The sequence below is a fragment of the Streptantibioticus ferralitis genome (genome assembly GCF_029223525.1).
GTDB lineage: Bacteria > Actinomycetota > Actinomycetes > Streptomycetales > Streptomycetaceae > Streptantibioticus_A > Streptantibioticus_A ferralitis.
The window spans coordinates 217,077-239,988 of record NZ_JARHTQ010000007.1 but is presented as its reverse complement, the minus strand read 5'-3'; the positions used below and the strand labels follow the sequence as shown (position 1 = coordinate 239,988).

Sequence of the window (22,912 nt, the reverse complement as noted above, 5' to 3'; positions counted from 1 at the left end):
CGGCCCTACAGCAGGCTCTGGCGTGGCGGACCCACCGCGAACTGGCTGGCTTGGAGTTCGTACAGCTCGGCGTAGAGACCACCGGCCGCGAGCAGTTCGTCCGGGGCACCGGACTCCACGATGCGGCCGCGGTCGAGGACATGGACGAGGTCGGCGTGCCGGACCGAGGCGAGGCGGTGGGTGATGAGCAGGACCGTTCGGCCGCCGTCCGCGAGGGCCCGGATCTCGTCGAACGCCTTGATCTCGGCGCGGGCGTCGAGAGCGGCGGTCGGCTCGTCGACGATGAGGATCTGGCTTTGGCGGTAGGAGGCACGGCCAATACCGATGCGCTGCCACTGCCCGCCGGAGAGCTGGTGTCCGCCACGGAAGCCGCGGGCGAGCAGGGTGTCCAGCCCACGCGGCAGTTCGGCGACGAGTTCTTGCGCGCCCGCTTGGCGCACCGCCGCACGCAGGCGCGCGTCGCTGATGGGAATCTCGGGTCGGCCGATGGCGAAGTTCGCCCGAGCTGTGAAGCTCCAGCGGGTGAAGTCCTGCGCGACCATGGCGATCCGGTCCGAGAGCTGTTGCCGGTCGGCCTCGGTCGCATCGACGTCGTCCCAGAGGATCCGCCCGCGCTGCGGGGTGTACAGACCGGCGAGGAGCTTGGCGAGCGTGGTCTTTCCCGAGCCGTTGCCACCGACCAGGGCGATGATCCTGCCCGTCGGAATGGTGAGTGACACGTCGTCCAGGGCCGGCGGCCCGTCACTGCCTGGATAGCGGAACGTGACACGGTCGAACCGGATGGATGCCGGTTGCTGGGGCAGTGATTTCCCCCCGGTCGGAATGGCGCGCCGGTCGGCCTCGGCGCAGAGCCGCTCCAGGTCGCCGACGAAGAGAGCCTCCTGGTGCAGGCCGTTGATCTCCAGCACAAGGGAGTTGAGGCTGCCCGATCCGGTACGGATGGCGATCACCGCGGTACCGGCCACGGACAGCGCCATCGCGCCGCCGAGAAGCAGGCCCCCCAGGGTCAGGTACGTGGCCACGGTCGCCACCCCGATACCCGATGCGGCGATGAGCCCGGTGCGCGCCTCGATACGGGCCAAGCGAGCCTGTTCGGCTTCGGCGGCCTCGGAGAGTGCCCGGAAGTGGTGCAGCAGGAACGGTCCGACGCCGTGCACCCGGACTTCGGGAGCGGCACCCACGTTGGTGAGCATCTGGCTCAACAGCGCGCCGGCCCGGGAGTGCTGGGTCCAGGTGTGGAACGACTGGTAGCGGCGGCGGGCGGTCACCAGCGCGCGCCAGGCGCTGGGTACGGTCATGGCCACCAGCAACGGCAGCAGTACCGGGTGCAGTACGGTCAGCACACCCGCGGCAGTGACGAACGAGATCATCGCGTTGACGATCCGGTTGATGCTGTCCATCATCCTGCGGGCGGACGAGGCGCCGAACCGCGCGGAGTCCAGCAGCCGGTGGAACTCGTCGTCCTCGATCGCGGCGAGCTCGACTCGCGAGGCTCGCTCAAGGTACGCCTCGGTGGCCACTCGCTCGACCTTCGGCTCCAACCGCCCGGTGGCGTAGGTGGAGACCGCGCGCAGCAGTGCGGAGATCGTCATCGCGGCGGTCACCACGATCAGTGCGGGCATCACGCCGCGCAGGCGGCTTTGGATCGTGGTGCCCGCCACCAGGCCGGCCAGCACCCTGTTGATGGCGAGCAGACTCAGCGCCTGGGCCGCACCTCGGCCGAACTCGGAGCCGACGAGGGCGTGTACGGCGCGACGGTCCGCTTGCAGAGCGAGCCGGAATCCGGACCCGAGGAGCCGGGGCAGCCGTGTCACCATCGACCACGCGGTCAGCTCGATGAACGCCTGCTCGTGCTGGGACCAGCCCACGTCGTAGCGGAGGGAGCCGCCGAACAGCAGCCGTTCGGACTCCGACGGCGGTGCCGCCCCGTCGTTCGCTTCCTGGCCTCCGCCGTGGCCACCACGTCTGCGCATCCGCCGTCACCCCATGACCGACGCGATGGTGAAGACAAGCGCCGGATAGGCGCCGACGAAGGCGAAGAGGAAGGTCCGCAGTCCCATGACGCAGGCGATGCCGAGATGCATCGCGGCGGCGGCGGCGAGAAGACACCACATCAGCCCTCTCGGCACGAGCACCACCAGCCAGAAGGCGCTCTCCAACACCATCACACCCCAGGCCAGCGCCAGCGCCAGGACCGGTCGTGCGGCCAGCAGGGCCGCGACGCGCGGCGAGCCGTAGGATGCGGTGGTCAGGATCTTGGCGAGGCAACTGCCGTCCCGCCAGGTGGATGAGGCCAGTTTCGCGACTCCGGCGATCACGTAGCTCAAGAGCAGTTGGGTGGCCAGGAAGGCGAGGAACAGCCGCCCGTACAGGCCGCCCAGCGTCAAGGTGACCGCTGCGGCCACCATCCCGAGAGCGAACATCTGGTCGGAGCCGTCCGTACCGTATCCGCTGCGCTGCAAGGTCAGGAGCGCGGCGGCCGCCAGCGCACACGCCAGGGCGGCGGCCCCCGCCCTGGTCGTCACCGCTGCCACCGGGGCGGCCAGCCCGGCTACGCACTGCAGCACCAGGACAACCCGATACCGCTCCCAGGCGAGCAGCGACCGCAGCGGCCATGCCCGGGACACGCCGATCACCGCCCAGGACAGTACGCCGCCGGGGCCGAACTCGGCGCGATGGCGCAGATCCCTGGCGGCCGCAACGCCCAACCCGACTCCGCCGATACCGAGGATCGCCTGCCCGGCCTCGATCTCACCCAGCATGAGCCCGCACCCCCATGTTCGGCACGTTCGGGCTCGGCGGCACCCCGGCTACTGAGCTGTCGTCAGGCTGCGGCCGAGCGCCCTGTCTCGGTTCCAACTGATGTGCGGCGGAGATGAAGAGGACCTGCGGCTGCTCGCCACGCAAGCTGGTCAGGGCGATGACGAACTGGACACCCACGGCGGACACATCATGCTCGGCCGCCACCGCCCGGCCCAGCAGCAGCAGATAGGCCGTGCTCATCATGAGTTCGGCATCCTTGGACCGGTCGGTCCTGCTGCCGTCGTCGTCATCATGGGCCGAGATCACCATCTCCAGCAGATGCGAGGACTCGTCGGCCACAGCCTTCGCAGCTCGGCCCCCTGGTACTCCCTGCGGCCACACCTCTCTCAGCGGCCCCACTCCGTTGTGCAGCAGGTCGCGGTAGAGGAGCGTCCGGTCCTTCGTCGCCGGGCTCGGTGCGAAGAAGGTCCAGGACGGAAGCAGCGGGGAGAACCAGGCGGGAATCCGTGCCCGGACCACCTTGCCGATCTTGGGCAGTGACGCCAATACGGTGCAAGCCACCCATGCCACCAGCACGATGGCCACGAGTACGGGTCCCACGGCCGAGTCCGCTAGCGAGCGGACAGCTGCTGACGCAGCGCCAGCAGCCTGGTCATGGAGGCTGCCGGCTCACCAGGCCGACCGACGATCTCACCGATCGCCTCCTGCGACAAGGACGGCAACGCCTCGGCGCTGGCCACTCCGGCCCGCGCGTGCTTCGCCGCGACCGCTTCCCTTGCCGCCCGTCCGACCGCCTCGCACACCACGTCGAACGTGGTGATGTTGCCACAGGGCTCGTCGTGGGCCAGCCGGATGGTCAACTGGTCCGGGCCGACGGCGTCAAGCAGCTGCCGCTCCACCTCGGTCAGCTCGGGCGCACGGCGGACGATCACGTAGCTCGTGGCGACATACTCGGCAACCTGGCCGGAGTGTTCCACGATCTCCAGGTCGTCCTCCGAGAACGGACCGCCGGTATAGGCGAACGAAAGCGTCCGGAACGGCACTCCCTTCGGCAAGGCGACGTCGTGCTGAAGCACCCGCCCCGCGCAGCGCACATCGAAGTAGCGCGAGCCCGCGATGAGCGCTGTGCCCGCATCCGCGACCGCGGGGGCCACCGTCTCGGTCATGCGCCGCCAGTCGCCGCGTAGTGCTGCCGCGCGCAACTGCTGCCACAGGGGGGCGTCACTGTCACCGACATACACCACCACACTGCCCGGGGGCGGGAGCATCCCGGCCACCGGAACGTCAGGAAGAGCCGACGGAATCGTCACCACGACCACATCCGGCGCACCCGTCCGCTTCTCACCCACCCGCGTCGAATCCCACTTCCCCATCTCGGTTCCCTTCGGGCCGGAGCTGCTGCTTTTCATAACCATGTCACGGCAGTCGTTTCTCCCGCTAACGCCGATTTCGGTCATTATTTTCGTTTGGCCGCACCACCTAGGAGTCGCTACCCTGACCCCGCACTGCGCGCGCATGTGTGCTATTCGAATGGGATCACGGCGTTCACTTGCGGTTTTGGGGATAAGTTCCACCGGAAATCGAATGCCGCAGACTTCCGGAACCGGAGCCGCCCGTCACCACTTGCACAGACTCGCCGGGGACGGCCACCAGGTTTTTCGCAAAGACCAGCCGCAAATCGTCGAACAGTCGTTCACGCCGACCCGAGCGGTTACAGCGAATGCCACCCGGGTGCGCACGGGAACCGGTGGACGGCAACCAGAGTGGCGACCTCCCGTTTTCCGTCGAAGCGCTCCGCACGACCGAAACCGAGAGTTCCTTGACCAACGAACATACCGGACGGGATTATTCCGAATTGACCAACCATGGGCCAGGAATTGCACTTTCAGTAAAAGCTGCTTCGCCAGCTGGCACAGTAAATGAAAAGCGAGCCACCGGCGGCACGCTCGTGCGGTATCGTGCTGAAACCGAGTCAGTACACGGAAGGCCGCGGAAGTCCATCTCCAACGAGGGCGAGTAGCAGCGGCCCTGTTCGATGGCGATGACGGTCTCGGTCTGGAGGGTCACGCTGATGCGGCGGGCCAGTTCGGCCCGAGTCATCTCTCCGTGGGCGAAGCGAAGGCCACTCCTCCCCCAGGAACGACCGCGCCGTCCGGGTCGCCGACGCGGACATACGCCGGGCGGACCGGCTCGGCGGCACCTCCTTCGGTACCGACAGGCCGTCTGAGCTTGACGAATGAGTCTCGGTGGGCGCCAGGTCGCCGCAGGGGTGCCCGGGATCATCGTGGAAGGGGAGCGTTTCCGCCAGATCGGAGGAACGCCGTGATCATCCTGGGCATCATCTTGCTGATCGTCGGGTTCCTGCTCAAGATCGCCATTCTGTGGACGATCGGATTCATCGCGCTCGTGCTCGGCGCGATCCTGTGGATCCTGGGAGCGGTCGGGCACTCGGTCGGCGGCCGACGACACTATTGGTAGTCCGATCTCTCATCGTCGGGCGCGGGGAAGACGGCCGGGTGGCCGACGCAAGAGTGTGGCGGCCACCCGGCCGACGGTTTCCTTCGTCTTGCCCTGGACCTGGTCCTTGGTGTGTCGGGCCTTGCCCTCGGCACCCACGTCATGCCTGCACATCTTGACGATGCCTTCGGTTGACAGGGGCGCGCCTGCCCTTCGTCGACTGACGTACACATCGAGGATCGCTGGGTGCCGATATGCGCCAGAGGGCGACAGACGCGGTAGCGGCCCGCACGCCCTGGCGGGGTGCGGGCCCTACTTCTGTGTGCTGGGTCAGCGGGTGTGGCGACCCGGAGCGGCAATCTGGATCTTGTAGGTAGCGGCAGTGATCGCCGTGCACTTGTGCGTCGCATCTACGTAGAACCCGGCGCCGAGAGCCATGCCCTTGCCGATCGGGGCGTTCTTCTTGACGTTGATACGCATCGGCACGTTGATGTGGCCGTGCGGGTTCAGCCAGCCCCAGCCGAAGTAGCCATCCGTATGCCCGGCGGTGTCCGTGACGTCCTCCCACCGCTTGGTCTTCGGGAAGTAGGCCTGCAGCGAGACCTGGCTGGTCGGGAACGCCTTGAAACCGACATCGGTTGAGCTGACACCCGCGAACAGGTGAACGTTCGAGACCTTGGTCTGCGACGGGTTGTCAATGGTCAGCGTGAAATCGTGCCAACCACTGCCCGCGGCAACCTTGTTGGGCAGACCGCTGATCGCGGTGTGCAGGACAGGCTTGTACTTCGGGTTCCCGGTCATGCACAGGCCGGACGCCGACGACGTCGCTGCCGGGTGCGCGGCGGACGGGGCCGACGGCACGATGTTGGCGTTGGCTGAGGGCGCGACGCTGGCGGCGAAGGCCGACGGGGCGGTCAGCAGCGCGGCGGGGGCGATGGCTGCGGTCGTTGCGACCGTGATCAAAGCGCGTCGAAACTTCATGAGACCTCTTTCTGGGTCAGAAAGGCAGAATGAGAGGCCGTCGCGGTGGTGGGGGGAGGCTCGCGGTGCAGCAAGCCGTGATCGTAAAGCCCTGTGAAGTTCCTGTGCCGGTCTTTTTCTGGCACACCACAACTGCTGTGCAGGCGGAAGCGATCAAATACGGGCAGTTGCCCACACCCAGACGGCATGCCGGTGATCAACGTCACAGAGGTCCGAATACTAACGCGCCGTCATCGGCCGCTTGATCCGCTGATGTGCGGCCCGGCTCGAGAAGTTGGATCGATGCGGGGAGACAAGTCAGGCCATGCGCCGACGGGGTTCGGCCGGCCTGCGTACGGCGCCGCCACTTCACCGTACGCACCGGAAGCCGGATCCGGCTCACGTCCGGTCCGGGCGGTGCGCCCCACGGTGGCGCACCGCCCTGCGAACAGCCGTCAGCGTTTCCGGCGCCGTCCCGCGGTCACGGCCACGGCACTTCGGCGGAGGGCGGATGCCATTCCATGGATCAGGCGGGCCAGCTGACAACGCCGTGTCAGACGGTCCGCATCGGGCGGCGGTTGGATGGCCGTCGGGGCGTCGTCGGCGCCAGCCGGGGAAGCCGGTTCGACCGGGACGGCCGGTTCGGGCGAGGGCGTCGGGGGGAGGGGCTGCCGGATGGCTTCGGCACGAACCCAAGCGGCGATAGCGGCATAGATGTCGAAGGGCATGGCGAATCTCCTGCGGTGTGGACCGGTTGCGGGAAGCGCGCTCAGGCCGTGCCGCTGCCCCCCGCGCCCGAGTAGGGCGTAGGGGCAGCGATCCGGCCGCGCCGGTCAGCAGCGCAGGACGACGTTCTGCGGGAGTTGACCTCCGGAAGCGTGGTGCGCGGAGGCGGGCGCGCGGCCTCGGGCGCCAGGGGCAGTGACACAGGCAAGGCCATCGCGCACGATGTGGTCCGAGCCGAACACCGCCAGGCGGGACCGTTCATGGCAGGTCGAGACGATGCACGCCCTATGGCCTCCGCCGTGATGAGGTGCGTCGCGGTGCACACCGCGGTCGCCGCCCGGCAACGCGACGGCCTGCGGGGTCCCGCAGTCGTCCTCATCATCGTCGTCGACCGTCGGCGGCGACGCCTGCGGAAGGTGCAGGGCAGCGCAGTTGCCGGTAGCGGGCGGCGGCACACTGGCGAAGGCGGGGGTGAACGTCGTGATCAGGAACGCCAGTAGGGCGACCAGCAGCGCAGCGCGCACACCACTGCCGGCCGCGTGGCGGCCGGTGGTGACGGCGCTGAACATGCGCGACCTCCCCAGGGTGTCCACCCGGACAAATCCCCTGGATGGCAGACGACACGCACGACATCCCCCAAACGGGACGCGCTTACCTCTGAAGGGTGAGCCGAATCAAACTTCTCTGCGCATACCGATAACTCGGTCGACTTGCGCACAGGAGGGGCGAACGGGAGGGCCGGCTACGTCTGGAGTTCCCGGTCAAGGTTGCGGCGAATCCGACGATCTGGCCATGGACGCGCCACGCTCGGCCGACGAGGCGCGCGCATCACGCATGGCCCCGCAGCTCCAGGTAAGCGGCCTGGAGCTGCGGGCCATGGCCACCGGGACAGCGCTCCATCCGTGGAAGCTCCATGGAATGCAGCCGCTCTCGGTGCGCGTCGTCAGGGCGTCCGGCGGGAACCTTCGTCAGCAACCCCCTTTGCAGCGCAGTCTGGCCCAGGTTTTGATGTCCACCCTCCCGTCCTGAGGCAGGCCCACGGTCTCCTGGAAATCCTTGACGGCATTGCGGGTTTGCGGTCCGAACACGCCATCGATCTGCGAGGAATCCATCAGGTCCCACTTGGACAGAAGGCACTGGACCTGCAGGACGCGGGCGCCGGTGTTTCCTTGGACGGTCAGCTCATTGCCGTAGTAGTAACCGCATCCGAAGTTGCTCATCGGGGCGAGCCGCGTGGCGACAGGCCGTCCCTGGGCCAGGGCAGGGCCGGTGCCCACGATCACGGTGCCCGCAACCATGGCCACGGTCGCCACCATTGCGCGAAGAGAAGATCGACGATTCACAGCGACTGCTCCTTCGTGTTGATTCTCAGTCAGCATGGCGCGCCGGGCGCCGATGGCTGCGGTCATAGCAGGCCGTCATTCCCACCGTCCGCACAGAGTCGCCCAGGTCTGCACGCCGAATTTCCCTTCCTGGGACAGGCCTTCGCGCCACTGAAACTGCTTGACGGCCGCCTCGGTCCTGGACTCGAACATTTCATCGACGTCATGACTCCACGCATTGGCCGACAGTCGCCCGCCGCAAGGCCAGCAGTGTGCACGCCACTCCCCCGGCCGTGGTGACACGGCCGGGGGAGTCGGAGAGGCGCCCGCCATCAGTTGACGGGCGGTTCGTGGCGGGAAGGGAGACGGTCGACCTAGAGGCGCACGGGCATTGAGCGCTACGTTGGCTCCGTGTACTCGACCCAAGTTGCTCGGCACGTGAATGCCCCGCGTCCGGCTGTCTACCGAGCCCTCCTCGATGCGGACGCGATCGCGAAATGGCGGGTGCCGGTCGGCATGAGCAGCCATGTGCACGAGTTCGATCCCCGCGAAGGTGGGAGATTCCGCGTCTCGCTCACTTACGACTTGCCGGTTGGCACGGGCAAGTCGGGCCCGCATACGGACACGTTTCACGGCCACTTCATGAAGCTTGTGCCGAACGAGCAGGTGGTCGAAGTACTTGAGTTCGAGAGCGCGGATCCCGCACTTCGCAGCGTGATGACGATGACGACCACACTCACTGATGTGGACGGCGGCACTGATGTGCTCATTGTGCACGAGGGAATTCCCGACGACGTACCCGTCGCGGACAGCGAGACGGGCACACGCATGGCCCTGGCAAACCTCGCCCAGCTCGTTGAGGCGCGCGAGGGTTCGCCCGGCGTGGATTAGCAGGCAGGAATCACGACGTCTCACCAAGGGGCGCCAACTGCTGGCTGAGCCTGAGGACGTCGTTGACCGTCCGGGTGTCGGTGCTCCCGCGAAAGGCCGGGACGGGGTGGGCTTGGGGCCCGATGACCAGGCCGGTCCGCCCGTCGAGTGAGACATCGGTGGCGGCGAAGACAGACGGCCGGGCGGCCACGGACGCGGGGCCGGAGGTGGAGCGTTCGAAGGTCCGCCGGACCAGCGGCCACAGCAGTCGCAGCCCCGGCGAGACGATCTGGGGTGAGCGCATGGTGTCATTGGTCATCTCGGTCGCGGCGCCGCCGGGGTCAGCCGCGAAGACCGAGATGCCGGTGCTGCGCAGGCGCTCTGCCAGGTCCAGGGTGTAGGCGAGGTTGGCGAGCTTGGCTCGGCCGTACCAGTGGAAGCCGTAGTAGCCACCCGGTGGCTCGACGGCGTCGAAGGTGCGCTTGGCGACCCGGATCGAGCCGGAGGTCACGTTCACGATCCGGCTCGGCGCTGCGGCCCGGAGCTGCTCAAGCAGCAGTTCGGTCAGCAGGTACGGCGACAGGTGGTTGACGGCGAACGTCGCCTCGATTCCGTCGACGGTCTGCTGCCGGTCCGCGAACATCGCACCGACGTTGTTGACCAGAACCTTCAGCGGCCCCTCGGCAGCGAGCTGTTCGGCGAGCGCTCGTACGTTGTCGAGCGATGCGAGGTCAGCTGCCACGAACCGCGGCTCGGCTCCGGTTGCGACCGCTGCGATCCGCTCGACCGCGTGGGCGCCGCGCTCGGCGTTGCGGCCGACCACGGTGACGGCGAGCCCGCGCGCTGCCAGCCCCATCGCGGTCTCAAGGCCGATTCCCCCGGTCCCCGCCGTTACTACTGCCCGTTGGTCCACGGGTCTGCCCTCCGTCATTACGTTGCCGATTACCGAAACCGGATATCTATCCGGTTCAATGGAGGCACGTTAACACAACCGGATAGGCATCCGGTTAGTGAATCTGGGGTAAGGCAGCCGACTTCCTTGGTGCCAGTTGCCGCGCTGCTGTCAGCGCGCGGGACGCAGCCCCTCAAGAAGGACGTCGAGGTAGACCTCGGTACGCGTGGGGTCGCTGTCGCCGGAGCGCACAGCATGCTCGATGCCGCAGAGCAGGCGGCGTACGTCGTCCGCCTCGATGTCACGCCGGATGGCGCCGACGCGGCGGGCGCGGTCAAGGAGTTCCGCGACGGCCCGGTCAAGCTCGGCCTTCATCGCCGAGGTCTGGGCCTCGGCGTCGCTGGCGGACTCGAGCACGGCCGCAAACCCGGCATCGTCCAACGCGCGCCCGAGAGCGAACCGCAGCAAGCGGTGTAGACCTGCGAGGGCATCCTCATCGGCGGCCGCGGCCTGCGCCTCGCTGACCAGCTCTTGGAAGCGTTCCGCCGACAGCGCCTCCCACAGCGCGTGACGGTTGGGGAAATGTCGGTACACGGTTCCCACGCCCACTCCCGCGAGCCGGGCGATGGCGTTCAGCTGGAGCGAGTCGTCACCGGCGGCCAGTTGCTCGCGGGCGACCTGCAACACCCGGGCGCGATTGCGCGCGGCGTCCGCCCGCAACCCTGTCCCCTGCTCGGCCTTCGGTGTCACGGGCCCAGCATAATGGTCCGCCGGCCACGGCCCAGCGCTCCCCATTCCCCAGCCACGGTCGGTCTGGCACAGCAGGCAGCTCGGGACCCGATCGGCTGCGACGACAAGGGCCTCCGAGGCTTCGATGCGGTACTCATTCCGCAACCTCCAATAGCCCGAAGCATCAGCAGTACCGGCGTTCATTGCATCCCGCCCGGAGTGTGGACGGTCGTCATAGGTGCAGGGCGTAGCAGCAGTAGTTCCCCACTGTCCTGGTGTGGACTTCGGACCAGCCCGTGGTCAGCAGCTTCGTATCCCCTTCGGGAAGCTCCCAGGGCTTGGCTTCGCCTCCTTGGGGGTGGTGCAGGGAAGTGGCGACCCAGAAGACGCCGCCCGGCGCCAGGAGCTGGCGGATGCGGCTGAGGAATGCCGACTTGTCCGGGACCCACCGGTACACCAGCCGACACGCGATGAGGGCGTACCCGGAGTATGGGAGTTGGTCGAGGTCATCGGTCTCGAAGTCCATGAGGCGGAAGTCGACGCCGCCGCCGGTGTGGACGGCAGCGGCGTTCGCCAGGGCGGTCGGCGAGCAGTCGAGTGCGGTGACCTGGTAGCCGAGGGAGCGGTGCAGGTGCCAGGCCAGCGCGCCCTCGCCACAGCCGACGTCGAGCGCTGGTCGGCCTCGCCCCAGGCCCGCCTGGTGGGCGAGGGTTTCTTCCTCCCAGGGGTCGAGAGGCCGATAGCGGCGGCCTTCTTGCCACAACGGTTCCCAGTGCGTCGCGGCGCGCTGTGCCATCACGGTGCGGTTCCTTCCTCGGCGGGGCGGTCAGTGAGGCGAACGGTACGAGTGCGGGGTGGCCCTCGGCGCGGAGGGCCGGGATTTCGTCATCGGTCCTTGGCCAGGGCGAGGAGTTCCGCGAACAGCCCACCGCCGTTGGCGAGTTCCTCGTAACGGCCCTGTTCGGTGATCCGACCGTTCTGCATGACGATGATCCGGTCGGCGACCTTGGTGTTCTCCAACTGGTGTGTGACCACGATGGTGATGCGGTCGGCGGCGATGCTCTTGATCTCCCCGAAGATGTCGTGCTCCCCGCGAGGATCCATCTGCGAGGTCGGCTCGTCCAGGATCAGCAGCGGGGAGCGCCGGTACAGCGCCCGGGAGCAGGCCAGCCGCTGCCACTGCCCACCGGACAGTTCCGTACCGCCGAAGAACTCGCGGGCCAGCAGCGTGTCCAGTCGCTCGGGAAGCTCCTCGATCGCGGTCCGCATGCCGACGGCGTCGACGGCCGACCACACCGGATCGTCGTCGAAGGTGCGGGGCTGCCCGAGCGTGACGTTCTCCCGGGCACGCAAGGGCCACTGGGCGAAGATCTGTGGGACCAGCCCGCAGGCCGCCCACACACTGCTCGGATCGACGGCGGCGAGATCGGCGCCGTCCCAGGTCACCCGGCCCTTGTCGGGCAGGAGGATGCCGACTCGGGCCCGTCGCGCGTGCGACCGACTGGTGGTGCTCTCGTTGGTGCCTGTGAGCCGGTGGTGCGCGGGCGCGGGTCGCGTTCCAGCGAGGCTCGGTCGGTTCGCGTTCGGCGGTCATGTTCGGAGCATCGGCATGGCCGGCGGCACGCGGCAGACCGAACCTCCCCCGGGGAGAGGCTGGGTGACCGTCTCCCCCTGATGACGTTTGGACGTGGTGTTGACGCCCTCGGCGACGCCGTGGGTGCCTGGCGGGGTTTCGCGGTGGTGGCCGCGAGCCAGTCGGTGAACGCGGTGAACTTGTCCCTGCCTCCAGTAGTGGTGATCTCACCGCTCGATGAGGCGCCCGGCTGCTTGCGGATGACGAGTTCGCCTGCGGTGGCGCAGGCTTGGACGGCCGCCGGAGGGAGCGTCAGGCGAAGTCGGTGGCCGGGGTGGTGGCGTAGTGGCTCATCACCTCGATTGTCTTCTGCGCCGTCATCTCCTGGCCCTTCGCGATCATGTCGCGCAGGTCCCGGAAGTACTCCACGTACAGGTCCGGGGTGAAGGTGTTGACCATCACGGCCGGCTGGTCGCCAAGGTTGGCGAAGGTGTGCGGCGCGCCAGGGGGAACCATCACCAGGGTGCCGGCCGGCGCGTCACGCACGGTGTTTCCGACGGTGAAGCGGACGGTGCCGGATACCACGTAGAAGCCTTCGTCGTGCTGGGCGTGACGGTGCTGGGGCGGCCCGTCGCTGTGCGGGGCGAGGGTGATCTCGCAGATCCCGAGGCGGTGCGCGGTCGTTCCGCCGTCCTCCAGAATGCGCACCCGTGCCGGTCCCAGCTCGATCACCTCGCCGCCGTCCGGGGCAACGATCGAGACGTCGTTCACGGCCTACTCCTTAGCGAGAGGGTACTCTCATGACTGGAGACCACCTCCATAGTTTGATGCAAGCAGACTCTCATTATCAGGGTTAGCTTGCTATTCTTGTTGCATGCAGAACGTCGAACCGATGACACCGCGCAGCACTACCGGCCGGGCCAACCAGAAGCTGCGCACGCGCAATGCGATCCTGCAGGCCGCGGCCGAGCTGATGCGCACCGGCCGCGAGGTGACCATGCTCGAGGTCGCCAAGGCCGCCCTGGTGTCCGAGGCAACGGCCTACCGGCACTTCCCCGACCTGGCCAGCCTGCTGCAGGAGGCCCTGGCGGGGCAGATGCCCACTCCGGCCGAAGCTCTCCAAGACGTCGCGGACTCCCCCGATCCGGTGGAACGCATCGCCGCCGCCACCGAGCACCTGATGCGCACCGTCCTGGCCTACCAGGGAGCGACCCGCGCCATGATCGCGGCGACCATCACCCGCCCTGAAACCGCCACCGCCCGTCCCGGCCTGCGCTTCGGGCTGATCGACCACGCACTCACGCCCCTGGACGACACCCTCGGTGCCACCGACCCCGCTGCCCTGGCGCAGCTCAAACGGGACCTCGGCGTCGTCGTCAGCGCCGAAGCCCTGTTCTGCCTGACCGACCTGTACCAACTCGACCCCGAAGACGCCATCGCCAGCGCTGTACACACCGCGAAGACCCTAACCCGCGCTGCCCTGCACTCCAACGACCCCGCCGACGGCAGCGCCGCCGGGCGGCGGTGACAGCTCCGGATCGCGTCGTGGCACTGTTCGCGCACGTCACTTTGGCGGGGACTGACACCCGTCGTTCACGGTGCTGCTTCCATTGCCGCGATGGCGTCCACCGTTCCGTATGGGGCCGTTGCCCGGGTTTCGGAGCGGGCCTGTGGTGCCGGTTTGGCACGTTCGCGAGCAGTCCGCGCCGACAGGCTGGATCCGTCACAGCCCCTGATCCCCCACTCGGTGAAGGCTCCGCGGCCCTGATGGGCGCGAAGTGCACTGCGGCGCACGCGGGTTGACGGGGGTCGAGGAACATCGGAACGAGAACCGGCGCCAAGGGTGGTCAGCGGCCCTCATGCCCCGGAGGGGGTACGACGGCCGTCTCGCCGCTGAAGGCGTTGCTGCTTCGCGGCTCCGGTCGCCCCCCCCGGCGCTGGGCCCCTGACGACACCGAGGCACCTATCGGCAGGTCCCAAGGGCTCACGCCTGCTGGCTGTCGTAGTGCTTCTGAGCGGCGAGGAGCTCGTCTCCGTGCTGGCCGAACCATCGGATGAGATCGGTCAGCGGTCCAGCCAGGCTGACACCGAGTTCCGTCAGACTGTAATGGTGGCCGCCCGACGAGCGGACGCATCACAGGTCGTCATCAGGCCTTCGATACACCCCAGGACGCGCAGCTGTGGCGGGACGCCAATCAGCAGTTCGTGAAGACGGCACCCAACCGGCGGCTTGTGGTGGCGGAACGGAGCTCACACGAGATCCCGATCGATCGTCCGGATGTCGTCGTCGGGGCGGTCGATGACATGGTGAAGATGGTCAATTGAACGGCCCCCCGGGGCACCCTGGCGCCAGTGACCGGCCCGAATCCGGGCCGGTCACGTCGCGCTGCACCCAAGGATCCCCGCTCACATCAAGAGGGCAGTTTCCAGACCTGGTTGGCGGCCCCGGTGCAGTCCCAGATCTGCACCTGGGTGCCCGGGGTGGTGGACCAATTGGTGTCGTCCAGGCACTTGTTGGACTGCGGGTTGTACAAGGACCCGTTGGACTGGGGGATCCAGACCTGGGATCCGGTGTTGTTGCAGTCGTACAGGTCCACTGGTGTGCCGTTCGCGGTACCGGCCGCGTAGACGTCCAGGCACTTGCCCAGCACGTGCAGCGTGGTGCCGGCCTGCACGAAGGTCCACTGCTGTGCGGCGGAGTTGTTGCAGGTGTACACCTGGACGGGGTTGTAGTTCGCGGTACTGGCCGAGCGGTCGTCGAGGCACAGTCCGCCGTACCCGGTGATCTGGCCACCCGGCCCCGTGCCACCGCCACCACCGTTGGTCGTGTACGCCGCGACGTAACCGACGCTCATCGTCCCACCGGAGGTGGTGGAACCGTTCGGTGTGGTGCAGCCGCACTGGCCGTTCGGGAATCCGCCGCCCATGGCGAGGTCGAAGATGATCGACATGTTGTGGTCGAACGCCTGCTGCCAGGTGGAGGTGCCGACCTGGCCCTCGCTCACGCTGAAGTACTGGCTGCCGTCGAGGTAGAACGTGATGGACTCGTTCGACGTGTCCGTGCGGTCGAGGATCATCGAGTAGGTGTGGTAGCCGGACTGGCAGCCGGGGCAGGAACGCAAGCCGCTGCCGATGCCGTTGCCTTCGTTGCACGGGCCGCCCGGATAGGTGCCGCAGTGGATGGTCCCGGCAACGTTGGAGAGCGCGTTGACGTCCTCCATGATGTCGATTTCGCCGTTCTCCGGCCACTGGCCGGGCCCCAGCATCCAGAACGCGGGCCAGTAACCCGCACCGCTTGCCGGATTCGGTTGCTGGATCGACGCGGTGACCTCCAACTTGCCTCCGGCCGGAGCGCCGACGTTGGCGCCCGTCGTGCGTATTCGCCCGGAGGTCCAGTTGCCGCCGTCGTTCAGCGCGGTGATGTTCAGATGACCGTTGCCGTCGAGATAGACGTTGCTGGTCGAGTTGGTCATGGTCTCGATCTCGCCGGTCCCGAAGTTGGAGCCGGGGCCGGTGTCGTACGTCCAGTTCGACGAGGACGGCGGGCTGCCTGCCGATCCGGAGAAGTCGTCACTGAAGACCGTGCTCCAACCAGAGGGCGGCGCGGGTACCGACACGGCGTCCGCCGTGGTCGGGAAGGCCATGAAGACGGCGAGCAGGCCCACCGTGACCAGTGCCGCTTCCCGGCGGCAGCGTCTGACGAAGGAGCGCACGCCCCGAGGCGCGCGAGGTCTCGCGATAGCTGATGTCATCTGCGGCTCCCAAAGATCCATCGACCGCCACACCAGGTCACCGGTGACCGCCGCATCGAGAGGTGCGTCGCCGCGTTCAGGCAGGACGACACCCGCAACGGGAGGTTCGTTTTCGGTCCGGACGTCGTCGACGCGGCGACGGTGGGATCCCGGCAGCCGGGCGGACGGAGCCCGGTAGCGCTGCGTTGTGCGTACACGAAGTGAAACCCAGTCAACTGAGCCTCGCGCTCCGCCTTCGCAGTATGTGGTCTATGCCAATCGCCGGTCAAGGGGGCCTGAAGACCGCCCAATTGGGCGATTGGTCCGCAAGCATGAAGGTCGGCGCTCCGTCTGACCTCGCGAACCTGTCAGGTGGACATGGGCGAGCCGGGAATGGCCACCGCTGGTTCATCACGGACTGCGTCGACTCTTGAAGTCACGCGCCTCTGCGTACGATCAGGCTCCGCGAGGCTCCGGGACCGGAACCGTCTACCTTCCTACGTCCGCCAACCCTCGCGCGGCGGGTGGTCGCGTTTGTCTGCGCGCAGGAGCGATCGGTGCCCGAACGCTCCGGACGTGCCTACCGCGGTACGGCAAAAGGGAGGGACCCCGGCGCGATCGGCCGGGGTCCCTCCCTGTCGGAGTGGGCGACGGTCAGTCGTCCGCCTCCGCCGACACCGGCTTCGGAATCAGGAACGACGTCGCGATGGCCGCCGCCAGAACGGCCACACCGGCGATCATGCTGGCCGAGTACCCGGCGGATGATGTCGCGTCAGTGGGCATCGCGGCCGTGTTCACCGCGAAGAGCACCGCGAAGCTGAGCCCAGCACCGAGGTTGAACGCGCCCGCGTTGAGGCCGGGCAGGAAGCCCGGGTTCTCGTTCGGTGACAGCACGATGCCGAGTCCGTTGAGCACGATGTTCGCCACACCCGCGTATGTGATGCCCACCAGGACCGAGCCTGCCAGCAGCAGGACCTGCGAGTGGGCGGGCAGCGTGACGATCATCAGCACGACCGACCCCACGGCTCCGACGAGCCCCAGCCGCAAGATGCGGCCGTATCCGAAGATCGCGGCCAGCCGCCCGGCGAGCGGTCCCATGGCCAGACCGGCGAGCGCGTACGGGGTGAGGGTCCACCAGGCGGACTGCTCGGCGGTCATACCGAGGCCCGCCTTCGCGTCCTGCGCGAACGCCGGGATCAGCCCGTTCATCACAGCGAACACACCGGTCATGGTGAGCACGGTGGTCAGCAGGGTTGCCCAGGTCGAGCGCTGCTTCAGATGCCGGGTGGCGACGAGCGGGTGGGCACTGCGGCCTTCGGTCCGCCAGAACATACCGAAGGCGATCGCGGCGACGACGGTGAGCCCGGCCACGAGGGACCAGCGGGCCGCGGCCAGCTTCCCGGCCTCGTTCAGCGCGACGAGCAGCGACCCGACGGACACGACGAGCAGGCCGACGCCCGGCCAGTCCATCCGGTTCGCGTCGGTGACCCTGCTCTCCGGCGTCATGGTGGCGGCCATGACGGTGGCGATGGCCGCCACGGCGGCCATCGCCCAGAAGACGGCCTGGAAGCCGTGCTTGTCGGCGAGGAACCCACCGGCGAGGGAGTCGACACCGGCGACACCGCCGTTGACGGCGGTGATCACGCCGAGCAGGGTGCCGTAGCGCTTCGGCTCGGTGACCTCGACCCGCAGCATGATCAGACACAGCGGGACCGCGGGCCCGGACGCGCCCTGCAGGATCCGGCCCACGAAGAGCATGGGGACGCTCGTCGCCAGCGCCGCGACCACACACCCGACCGCCATCAGGGCCAGCATCCCCACCAGCACCTTGCGGCGGCCGATCACATCACCGAGCCGCGGCAGGAAGAGCGAGAACAGGGCCGCCGAGGTGAAGAACGCGGTCTGGGTGAGCCCCACCTCGGCGGCGGTCGCGCCGAGGCCGTTCTGGATACTCTTCAGCGCGGGGCTCAGCATGCTGGCGTTGAGCTGGAAGGCTATGCAGGCCGTGAGCAGCGCGGTGACGAGCACGCCCACGCGAACGCTTCGTTTCCCGGTCGCGTCGGCGGCCTGGGCTATGTCGCGATCGCGCCCGACGGCACGGTCATGGATGATCTTTTCGGCCAAGGAAGAGCCCCTATGGTCAGCTGAACGGTGGTGCGGTGATCCCCGGAAGCGCGGCACAGTTCCTGAAGGGCGCGCCGGTGAGTCTCCAGCGAGGCGAAATGCCGGGCGAGTGCGGATGGAGAGTCGTTCTCGGGAGTCCGTCCTCGTTATCGGCGCGCCTACGGTCCGTGGACAAAGGTACCTTCTGCTGTCAAATCGCCGGAGCTGTGCGCACTCGCATCCGCACTGTCCGTGCAGGCTCCTCGGTCTGTCCGGCGCCGGGCAGACCCCAGACGACCCGCCTCACCGCGGCCACTCCCCACCGTGCCGACGATCGGTCGGACGGGTGGCGGGTTCTTCACCGCTACTCCCGCGCAACCGGCGCTCTGTCACCACCAGCGCCGACGCGCCGGTCGAACCGCCCAGGCGCCGCTGAACGAACACACCACGCCGCTGCCGAACACCCGCACCCACCAGTTCACCTGGCCTTCCGTCGTCACGCTTGGGTCACGGTTGCTGGATGGCGAGGTGTAGGAGCGGTCATGAAGTGGTCAAGTACGGGCCCAACAAAACCGGGCGAAGGGCCGCTTTTAGGTCCGATGACGGCCGGAGGTCGCCGCGAGGACACCTGGAGGGTAGGTATTCAGCCAAGGCTTGCCTAAGTAAGGTACGCCTTGCTTTGTTGGTTCGGGTGTGTGCCGCGCGGGCGGGGAGTCCGTGTGAGCGGTTGGGGTCGCGGCGCAGTCCCAGGCGGTGCTGTCGGTCGACAGCCCGTTTGTGTCTTCTATCGGAGGTCCCATGTCTGTCGTTGCTCTACGGTCCGCCAAGCGGTCCGCGGCGGTGCTGGCGGCCATTGCCGCGTCGACGTCGGTGTTGACAGGGTGCGGCAGTTCGCAGGCGACGGGAAACTCGTCGTCCGCGTCGGGGGGTTCGATCAAGGGGCAGTCGATAACCCTGTACAGCGGCCAGCATGCGCAGACCGTGGACGCGCTGGTGAAGGACTTCCAGTCGCGGACCGGGGTGAAGGTCAACGTCCGCTCGGGCGACGAGGCGGAGTTGGCCAACCAGCTGCTGACCGAGGGCTCCGCATCTCCAGCCGATGTGTTCCTCGCGGAGAACCCTCCGGCGCTGACCACGCTGGAGCAAAAGGGTCTGCTGACGAAGGCGAACGCGTCCACGTTGGCGGCGGTGCCGTCGGGCGACAGTTCACCGAAGGGCGACTGGGTGGGGGTCTCGGCGCGCGAGGCGGCGTTCGTCTACAACACCGGCAAGCTCCAGGCCGGGCAGACGCCCACCTCGGTGAAGGACCTGGCGTCGTCGGCCTGGAAGGGCAAGTTGGGCATCGCGCCGAGCGAGACCGACTTCGCGCCGATCGTGACCAGGGTGATCAAGGCGGAGGGAGAAGGTGCGGCCAAGGCCTGGCTGGAAGGCCTGAAGGCCAACAGCAAGGTCTACGGCAGCAACGAGGACCTGGTCGCCGCGGTGAACCGGGGCGAGGTCGAAGGCGGTGTGATCGACCACTACTACTGGTACCGGCTGCGGGACGAGCAGGGTGCGTCCGGCGTCCACAGCGCACTGGGCTACTTCAAGCAGGGCGACCCCGGCTCGCTGGTGGACGTCTCCGGAGCGGGGATCTTGTCCAGCAGCAAGCACCAGGCAGCAGCGCAGGCGCTCCTGGCCTATCTGACCAGCAAGCCCGCCCAGCAGATCATCGCCAACTCGCACAGCTACGAGTACCCGCTGGCCGCCGGGGTGCAGAACACCAAGGTCGACCGTCCGCTCAAGGACGTCGGAGCGGTGGTACCGGCCAGCGACCTCGGTGACGGCAAGCAGGCGCTGCAACTGCTGCAGAGCGTGGGTCTGCTGTCGTGAGCACCCTGCGTCCGCTGGTGCGCCCGAGCCTGCCACCGGTGCTCCGGTGGCGGGCCGGCCGCGCGCTGCCCTTGGTGGCGGGGCTGGTAGCGCTGGTGGTGGCCTGCCCGCTGGTGTTCATCGGACTCCAGGCCGGGCGGTCCGGCTGGGACAGCGCAGGCCGCCTGCTGGAACGCCCGCTGGTCGGCACCCTGTTGTGGCACACCGTCTCGTTGACTGCGGCGGTCACCGCCGCCGCGCTCGTACTGGGCTTCACCGCCGCCTACCTGGTGGAGCGCACCGACCTGCCCGGCCGCCGGGCCTGGACCGTGGCGCTGGCGATGCCGCTGGCCGTACCGGAGTTCGTGCACGGCTACTGCTGGGTGTCGCTGATTCCGTCGGTGCAGGGCTACTGGGGGGCGGTGCTGGTGATGACCTCCTCGCTGTACCCGCTGGTGTTCCTCCCGGTGGCCGCCACGTTGCGGCACTCCGACGCCGCCGCCGAAGAGGTGGCCCGCAGCCTGGGCCACGGCCGGTTGGCGACCCTGTGGCGGGTGACGCTGCCGCAGACCAGGCCCGCACTGGCCGGTGGCGCGCTGCTGGTGTCGCTGTATCTGCTCGGTGAGTACGGGGCGTTCGCGATGCTGCGGTTCACCACCTTCGCCACCGCCATCTACACCGAGTACGAGACGGCCTTCGACACGGAGTCGGCGAGCATTCTGACCCTAGTCCTGGTGGCCCTCGCCCTGCTGGTTGTCTCCCTGGACGCCCGGGCCGCGCGACGCGGCCGTGTGGTGCGCGAAGGTACCACCGCACGCCCTTGCGCACCGCAGCCGCTGGGCCGTTGGAAGGCACCCGCGGTGGCGGGGCTGGCCGGGGTCGTCGGGACGACGCTCGGGGTGCCGGTGTACGCGCTCGTCTACTGGACGATGCGTGGCAACTCCTCGACCCTGCCGTCGACTTCGATCCTGTCGGCGACGGCGGCGACGCTGGGCTACGCGCTGGGGGCAGCGGCGATCGCCACCGCCGCCGCGGTGCCGGTGGCGCTCTACGCCTGGCGGCGCGCGACCCGCCTGGCGCGGGCCGTGGAGCGCGCCGTCTACCTGACCAGGGCGCTGCCCGGCATCGCGGTCGCGCTGGCCGTGGTCTTCTTCGCGATCCGCTACGCACAGCCGGTCTACCAGCAGCCGCCGCTGCTGGTCGCCGGATACGCGATGCTGTTCTTCCCACTGGCGCTGACCGCGGTACGGGCCTCGCTCGCCCACGTACCGCACGGGGTCGAGGACGCCGCACGCTCCCTGGGCGTCCGGCCGCTCGCGGTACTGGCCCGTGTCACACTGCCGCTGATCCTGCCCGGCCTCGGCGCCGCCTTCGCGATGGTCGCGCTGACCGCCAGCACGGAACTGACCGCCACGCTGCTGCTGCGCCCGACCGGTACCGAGACGCTGGCCACCCAGTTCTGGATCTACACCACCGATCTCGCCTGGGGAGCCGCCGCGCCGTACGCCGCCGTGATGACCGCCCTGTCCATCCCCGCCGTCGTCCTGCTCACCCGCCGCACCCTCGGCACCCCTCGACCCTCGAAAGGCATGAGATGAGCGGTCTGTCGATCAGCAAGCTGCATGCGACGCACGGGCACACCGCCGTGCTCCGCGACCTCGAACTGACCGTCGCCAACGGGGCGTTGGCCTGTGTGCTGGGCCCCTCCGGGTGCGGCAAGAGCACCTTGCTGCGGGTCATCGCGGGTTTCCACCACCCCGTCAGCGGCACGGTCACCGTGGGCGACCGCGTGATCAACGACGACCGCACGCACATCCCCGCCGAGCGCAGGCGCATCGGCTACGTACCGCAGGACGGCGCCCTCTTCCCGCACCTGACCGTCGCCGCCAACATCGGCTTCGGGCTGCCGCGCGCCGAACGCCGTGAGCGCGTGGCCGAGATGCTGGACCTCGTCGGCCTGAACGGCCTCGGCGATCGGCATCCGCACCAGCTGTCCGGCGGCCAGCAACAACGTGTCGCGCTCGCCCGTGCGCTGGCCCCCAGGCCCGAACTGCTGCTGCTGGACGAGCCGTTCGCCGCCCTGGACGCGGCCCTGCGCACCGAACTGCGGACCGAGGTCGCCGCCACTTTGCGCCGTGCGGGCGCCACCGCGATCCTGGTCACCCATGACGTGGACGAGGCCCTCGCCTTCGCCGATGTCATCGCCGTGATGCGCGACGGCCAAATCGTCCAGGCCGATGCACCACACACCCTCTACCACCAGCCCGCCGACGTCGGTGTCGCCCGCACCCTCGGCGAGACCAATCTGCTCCCCGCGGAACTCGCCGACGACCACGCCATCACCGCGTTCGGCAACCTGCCGCTCACCGCCGACGTTCCCACTGGAGACGGCGTCGTACTGCTGCGGCCCCACCAGCTCCGGCTGGCCGCCGCCTCCGGTCCGCACACCGTCGAGGCCCAGGTCGTCGCCTGCGCGTTCCGCGGCCACGACTACCGCATAGAGCTCGCCACCGACACCCGCCACGACCTGCCAGAACGCCTCATCACCTACGCCGACACCGCCCCACCCGAGGCGGGGACGGTGCACCTTCAGGCGCACGGCCCGGCGCATCCGATTCCGGACGCCGAACCGGCCGCACCAGCCCATGCCCGTCTTACGGCGCAGACCGCAACCGCGTAACGCTTCTGCGCACTTCACTCGGACAGGCCAGGACGGCTTGGTCGTCCCGGCTTCAGCGGATCCGGTCGATGCGGTGGCGAGCCCTGACCCCGATGCCGCATGCCCCACGCAAGCACCGGCAGCCGAAGGCCCGGTTTCGGCAAGCGGCACAACACCGACCGGCGGTCGATCAAACAGGCTGATAGCTTCCGCGCGGTCGCGACTGGCCATGCCAAGCGCGTATGTCTCTACGGCACGGCACCTTCGCAGCGCCGA

At 68.4% G+C, this 22,912-nt stretch carries 20 protein-coding genes and 1 pseudogene; 6 read left to right on the top strand and 15 right to left on the bottom strand.

From position 1 onward, the window contains the following. Positions 1-5: 5 nt before the first annotated feature. The 4 genes from P2L57_RS13885 to P2L57_RS13870 are packed head-to-tail and all read right to left on the bottom strand — an operon-like array spanning position 6 to position 4,136. Positions 6-1,973 carry an ABC transporter ATP-binding protein gene (locus tag P2L57_RS13885; protein ID WP_275813586.1) on the bottom strand — a complete coding sequence of 656 codons (1,968 nt, stop codon included), beginning with the start codon at positions 1,971-1,973 and terminating at the stop codon, positions 6-8. A gap of 6 nt (positions 1,974-1,979) precedes the next feature. Further along, entirely contained in the window at positions 1,980-2,762 is a 783-nt protein-coding gene (locus tag P2L57_RS13880; RefSeq protein WP_275813583.1) for an HTTM domain-containing protein, read from the bottom strand. Further along, positions 2,752-3,363 (bottom strand): hypothetical protein, encoded by a 612-nt coding sequence (locus P2L57_RS13875; RefSeq protein WP_275813580.1) that lies wholly within the window; start codon positions 3,361-3,363, stop codon positions 2,752-2,754. Before P2L57_RS13875 ends, P2L57_RS13880 begins: the two co-directional genes overlap by 11 nt. 11 nt (positions 3,364-3,374) lie before the next feature. Beyond that, positions 3,375-4,136, bottom strand: a complete 762-nt coding sequence (locus P2L57_RS13870; protein WP_275813577.1) for a hypothetical protein — start codon at positions 4,134-4,136, stop codon at positions 3,375-3,377. A gap of 949 nt (positions 4,137-5,085) precedes the next feature. Between P2L57_RS13870 and P2L57_RS13865 the strand changes: the two genes are divergently transcribed. After that, positions 5,086-5,241 (top strand): DUF6131 family protein, encoded by a 156-nt coding sequence (locus tag P2L57_RS13865; protein WP_275813574.1) that lies wholly within the window; start codon positions 5,086-5,088, stop codon positions 5,239-5,241. Positions 5,242-5,550: 309 nt separating this feature from the next. Here the strand turns inward: P2L57_RS13865 and P2L57_RS13860 are convergent, their stop codons facing one another. The 4 genes from P2L57_RS13860 to P2L57_RS40730 form a co-directional block, all read right to left on the bottom strand. Then, positions 5,551-6,201: a hypothetical protein gene (locus P2L57_RS13860; RefSeq protein ID WP_275813571.1), complete on the bottom strand. Its 651-nt coding sequence runs from the start codon at positions 6,199-6,201 to the stop codon at positions 5,551-5,553. A gap of 812 nt (positions 6,202-7,013) precedes the next feature. After that, on the bottom strand, positions 7,014-7,475 hold the full coding sequence (locus P2L57_RS13855) for a hypothetical protein (protein WP_275813568.1): 462 nt from the start codon (positions 7,473-7,475) through the stop codon (positions 7,014-7,016). A gap of 399 nt (positions 7,476-7,874) precedes the next feature. After that, positions 7,875-8,315 (bottom strand): peptidoglycan-binding domain-containing protein, encoded by a 441-nt coding sequence (locus P2L57_RS13850; protein WP_275813565.1) that lies wholly within the window; start codon positions 8,313-8,315, stop codon positions 7,875-7,877. Positions 8,316-8,324: 9 nt separating this feature from the next. Next, positions 8,325-8,561 carry a peptidoglycan-binding domain-containing protein gene (locus tag P2L57_RS40730; RefSeq protein ID WP_372515698.1) on the bottom strand — a complete coding sequence of 79 codons (237 nt, stop codon included), beginning with the start codon at positions 8,559-8,561 and terminating at the stop codon, positions 8,325-8,327. A 78-nt stretch (positions 8,562-8,639) separates the two neighbouring features. Between P2L57_RS40730 and P2L57_RS13845 the strand changes: the two genes are divergently transcribed. Continuing rightward, positions 8,640-9,119 carry an SRPBCC family protein gene (locus tag P2L57_RS13845; protein ID WP_275813562.1) on the top strand — a complete coding sequence of 160 codons (480 nt, stop codon included), beginning with the start codon at positions 8,640-8,642 and terminating at the stop codon, positions 9,117-9,119. Between the two features lie 10 nt (positions 9,120-9,129). On the opposite strand, the gene P2L57_RS13840 is transcribed toward P2L57_RS13845, so the two are convergent. The 5 genes and pseudogenes from P2L57_RS13840 to P2L57_RS13820 all read right to left on the bottom strand — a co-directional run bounded on the left by P2L57_RS13840 (position 9,130) and on the right by P2L57_RS13820 (position 13,063). Beyond that, complete coding sequence (locus tag P2L57_RS13840) at positions 9,130-10,011, bottom strand: SDR family NAD(P)-dependent oxidoreductase (RefSeq protein WP_275813558.1); 882 nt, start codon at positions 10,009-10,011, stop codon at positions 9,130-9,132. A 150-nt stretch (positions 10,012-10,161) separates the two neighbouring features. Further along, positions 10,162-10,740 carry a TetR/AcrR family transcriptional regulator gene (locus tag P2L57_RS13835; RefSeq protein WP_275813556.1) on the bottom strand — a complete coding sequence of 193 codons (579 nt, stop codon included), beginning with the start codon at positions 10,738-10,740 and terminating at the stop codon, positions 10,162-10,164. A gap of 211 nt (positions 10,741-10,951) precedes the next feature. Beyond that, the gene (locus tag P2L57_RS13830) at positions 10,952-11,515 is read right to left on the bottom strand and encodes a class I SAM-dependent methyltransferase (protein WP_275813553.1); all 564 of its coding nucleotides are present in this window, start codon (positions 11,513-11,515) and stop codon (positions 10,952-10,954) included. 89 nt (positions 11,516-11,604) lie between these two features. Then, positions 11,605-12,198, bottom strand: a pseudogene (locus P2L57_RS13825) (ATP-binding cassette domain-containing protein); the annotation flags it as partial. Between the two features lie 406 nt (positions 12,199-12,604). After that, entirely contained in the window at positions 12,605-13,063 is a 459-nt protein-coding gene (locus P2L57_RS13820) for a cupin domain-containing protein (protein ID WP_275813550.1), read from the bottom strand. A gap of 103 nt (positions 13,064-13,166) precedes the next feature. On the opposite strand from P2L57_RS13820, the gene P2L57_RS13815 reads away from it, so the two are divergent. Then, positions 13,167-13,820 (top strand): TetR/AcrR family transcriptional regulator, encoded by a 654-nt coding sequence (locus tag P2L57_RS13815; protein ID WP_275813547.1) that lies wholly within the window; start codon positions 13,167-13,169, stop codon positions 13,818-13,820. A gap of 883 nt (positions 13,821-14,703) precedes the next feature. On the opposite strand, the gene P2L57_RS13810 is transcribed toward P2L57_RS13815, so the two are convergent. Further along, entirely contained in the window at positions 14,704-16,005 is a 1,302-nt protein-coding gene (locus P2L57_RS13810; RefSeq protein WP_275813545.1) for a ricin-type beta-trefoil lectin domain protein, read from the bottom strand. A gap of 672 nt (positions 16,006-16,677) precedes the next feature. Then, positions 16,678-18,099 carry a uridine transporter UriT gene (gene uriT, locus P2L57_RS13805; RefSeq protein ID WP_275813759.1) on the bottom strand — a complete coding sequence of 474 codons (1,422 nt, stop codon included), beginning with the start codon at positions 18,097-18,099 and terminating at the stop codon, positions 16,678-16,680. An 825-nt stretch (positions 18,100-18,924) separates the two neighbouring features. Here uriT and P2L57_RS13800 point away from each other — a divergent pair. Genes P2L57_RS13800 through P2L57_RS13790 form a run of 3 tightly spaced genes read left to right on the top strand, consistent with a single transcriptional unit; the run spans position 18,925 to position 22,657 of the window. Then, positions 18,925-19,998 (top strand): extracellular solute-binding protein, encoded by a 1,074-nt coding sequence (locus P2L57_RS13800; protein WP_275813542.1) that lies wholly within the window; start codon positions 18,925-18,927, stop codon positions 19,996-19,998. Next, positions 19,995-21,575 carry an ABC transporter permease gene (locus P2L57_RS13795; RefSeq protein WP_275813539.1) on the top strand — a complete coding sequence of 527 codons (1,581 nt, stop codon included), beginning with the start codon at positions 19,995-19,997 and terminating at the stop codon, positions 21,573-21,575. The genes P2L57_RS13800 and P2L57_RS13795 overlap by 4 nt, the downstream gene beginning before the upstream one ends. Next, the gene (locus P2L57_RS13790) at positions 21,572-22,657 is read left to right on the top strand and encodes an ABC transporter ATP-binding protein (protein ID WP_275813536.1); all 1,086 of its coding nucleotides are present in this window, start codon (positions 21,572-21,574) and stop codon (positions 22,655-22,657) included. Before P2L57_RS13795 ends, P2L57_RS13790 begins: the two co-directional genes overlap by 4 nt. The last annotated feature ends 255 nt before the right edge of the window (positions 22,658-22,912 follow it).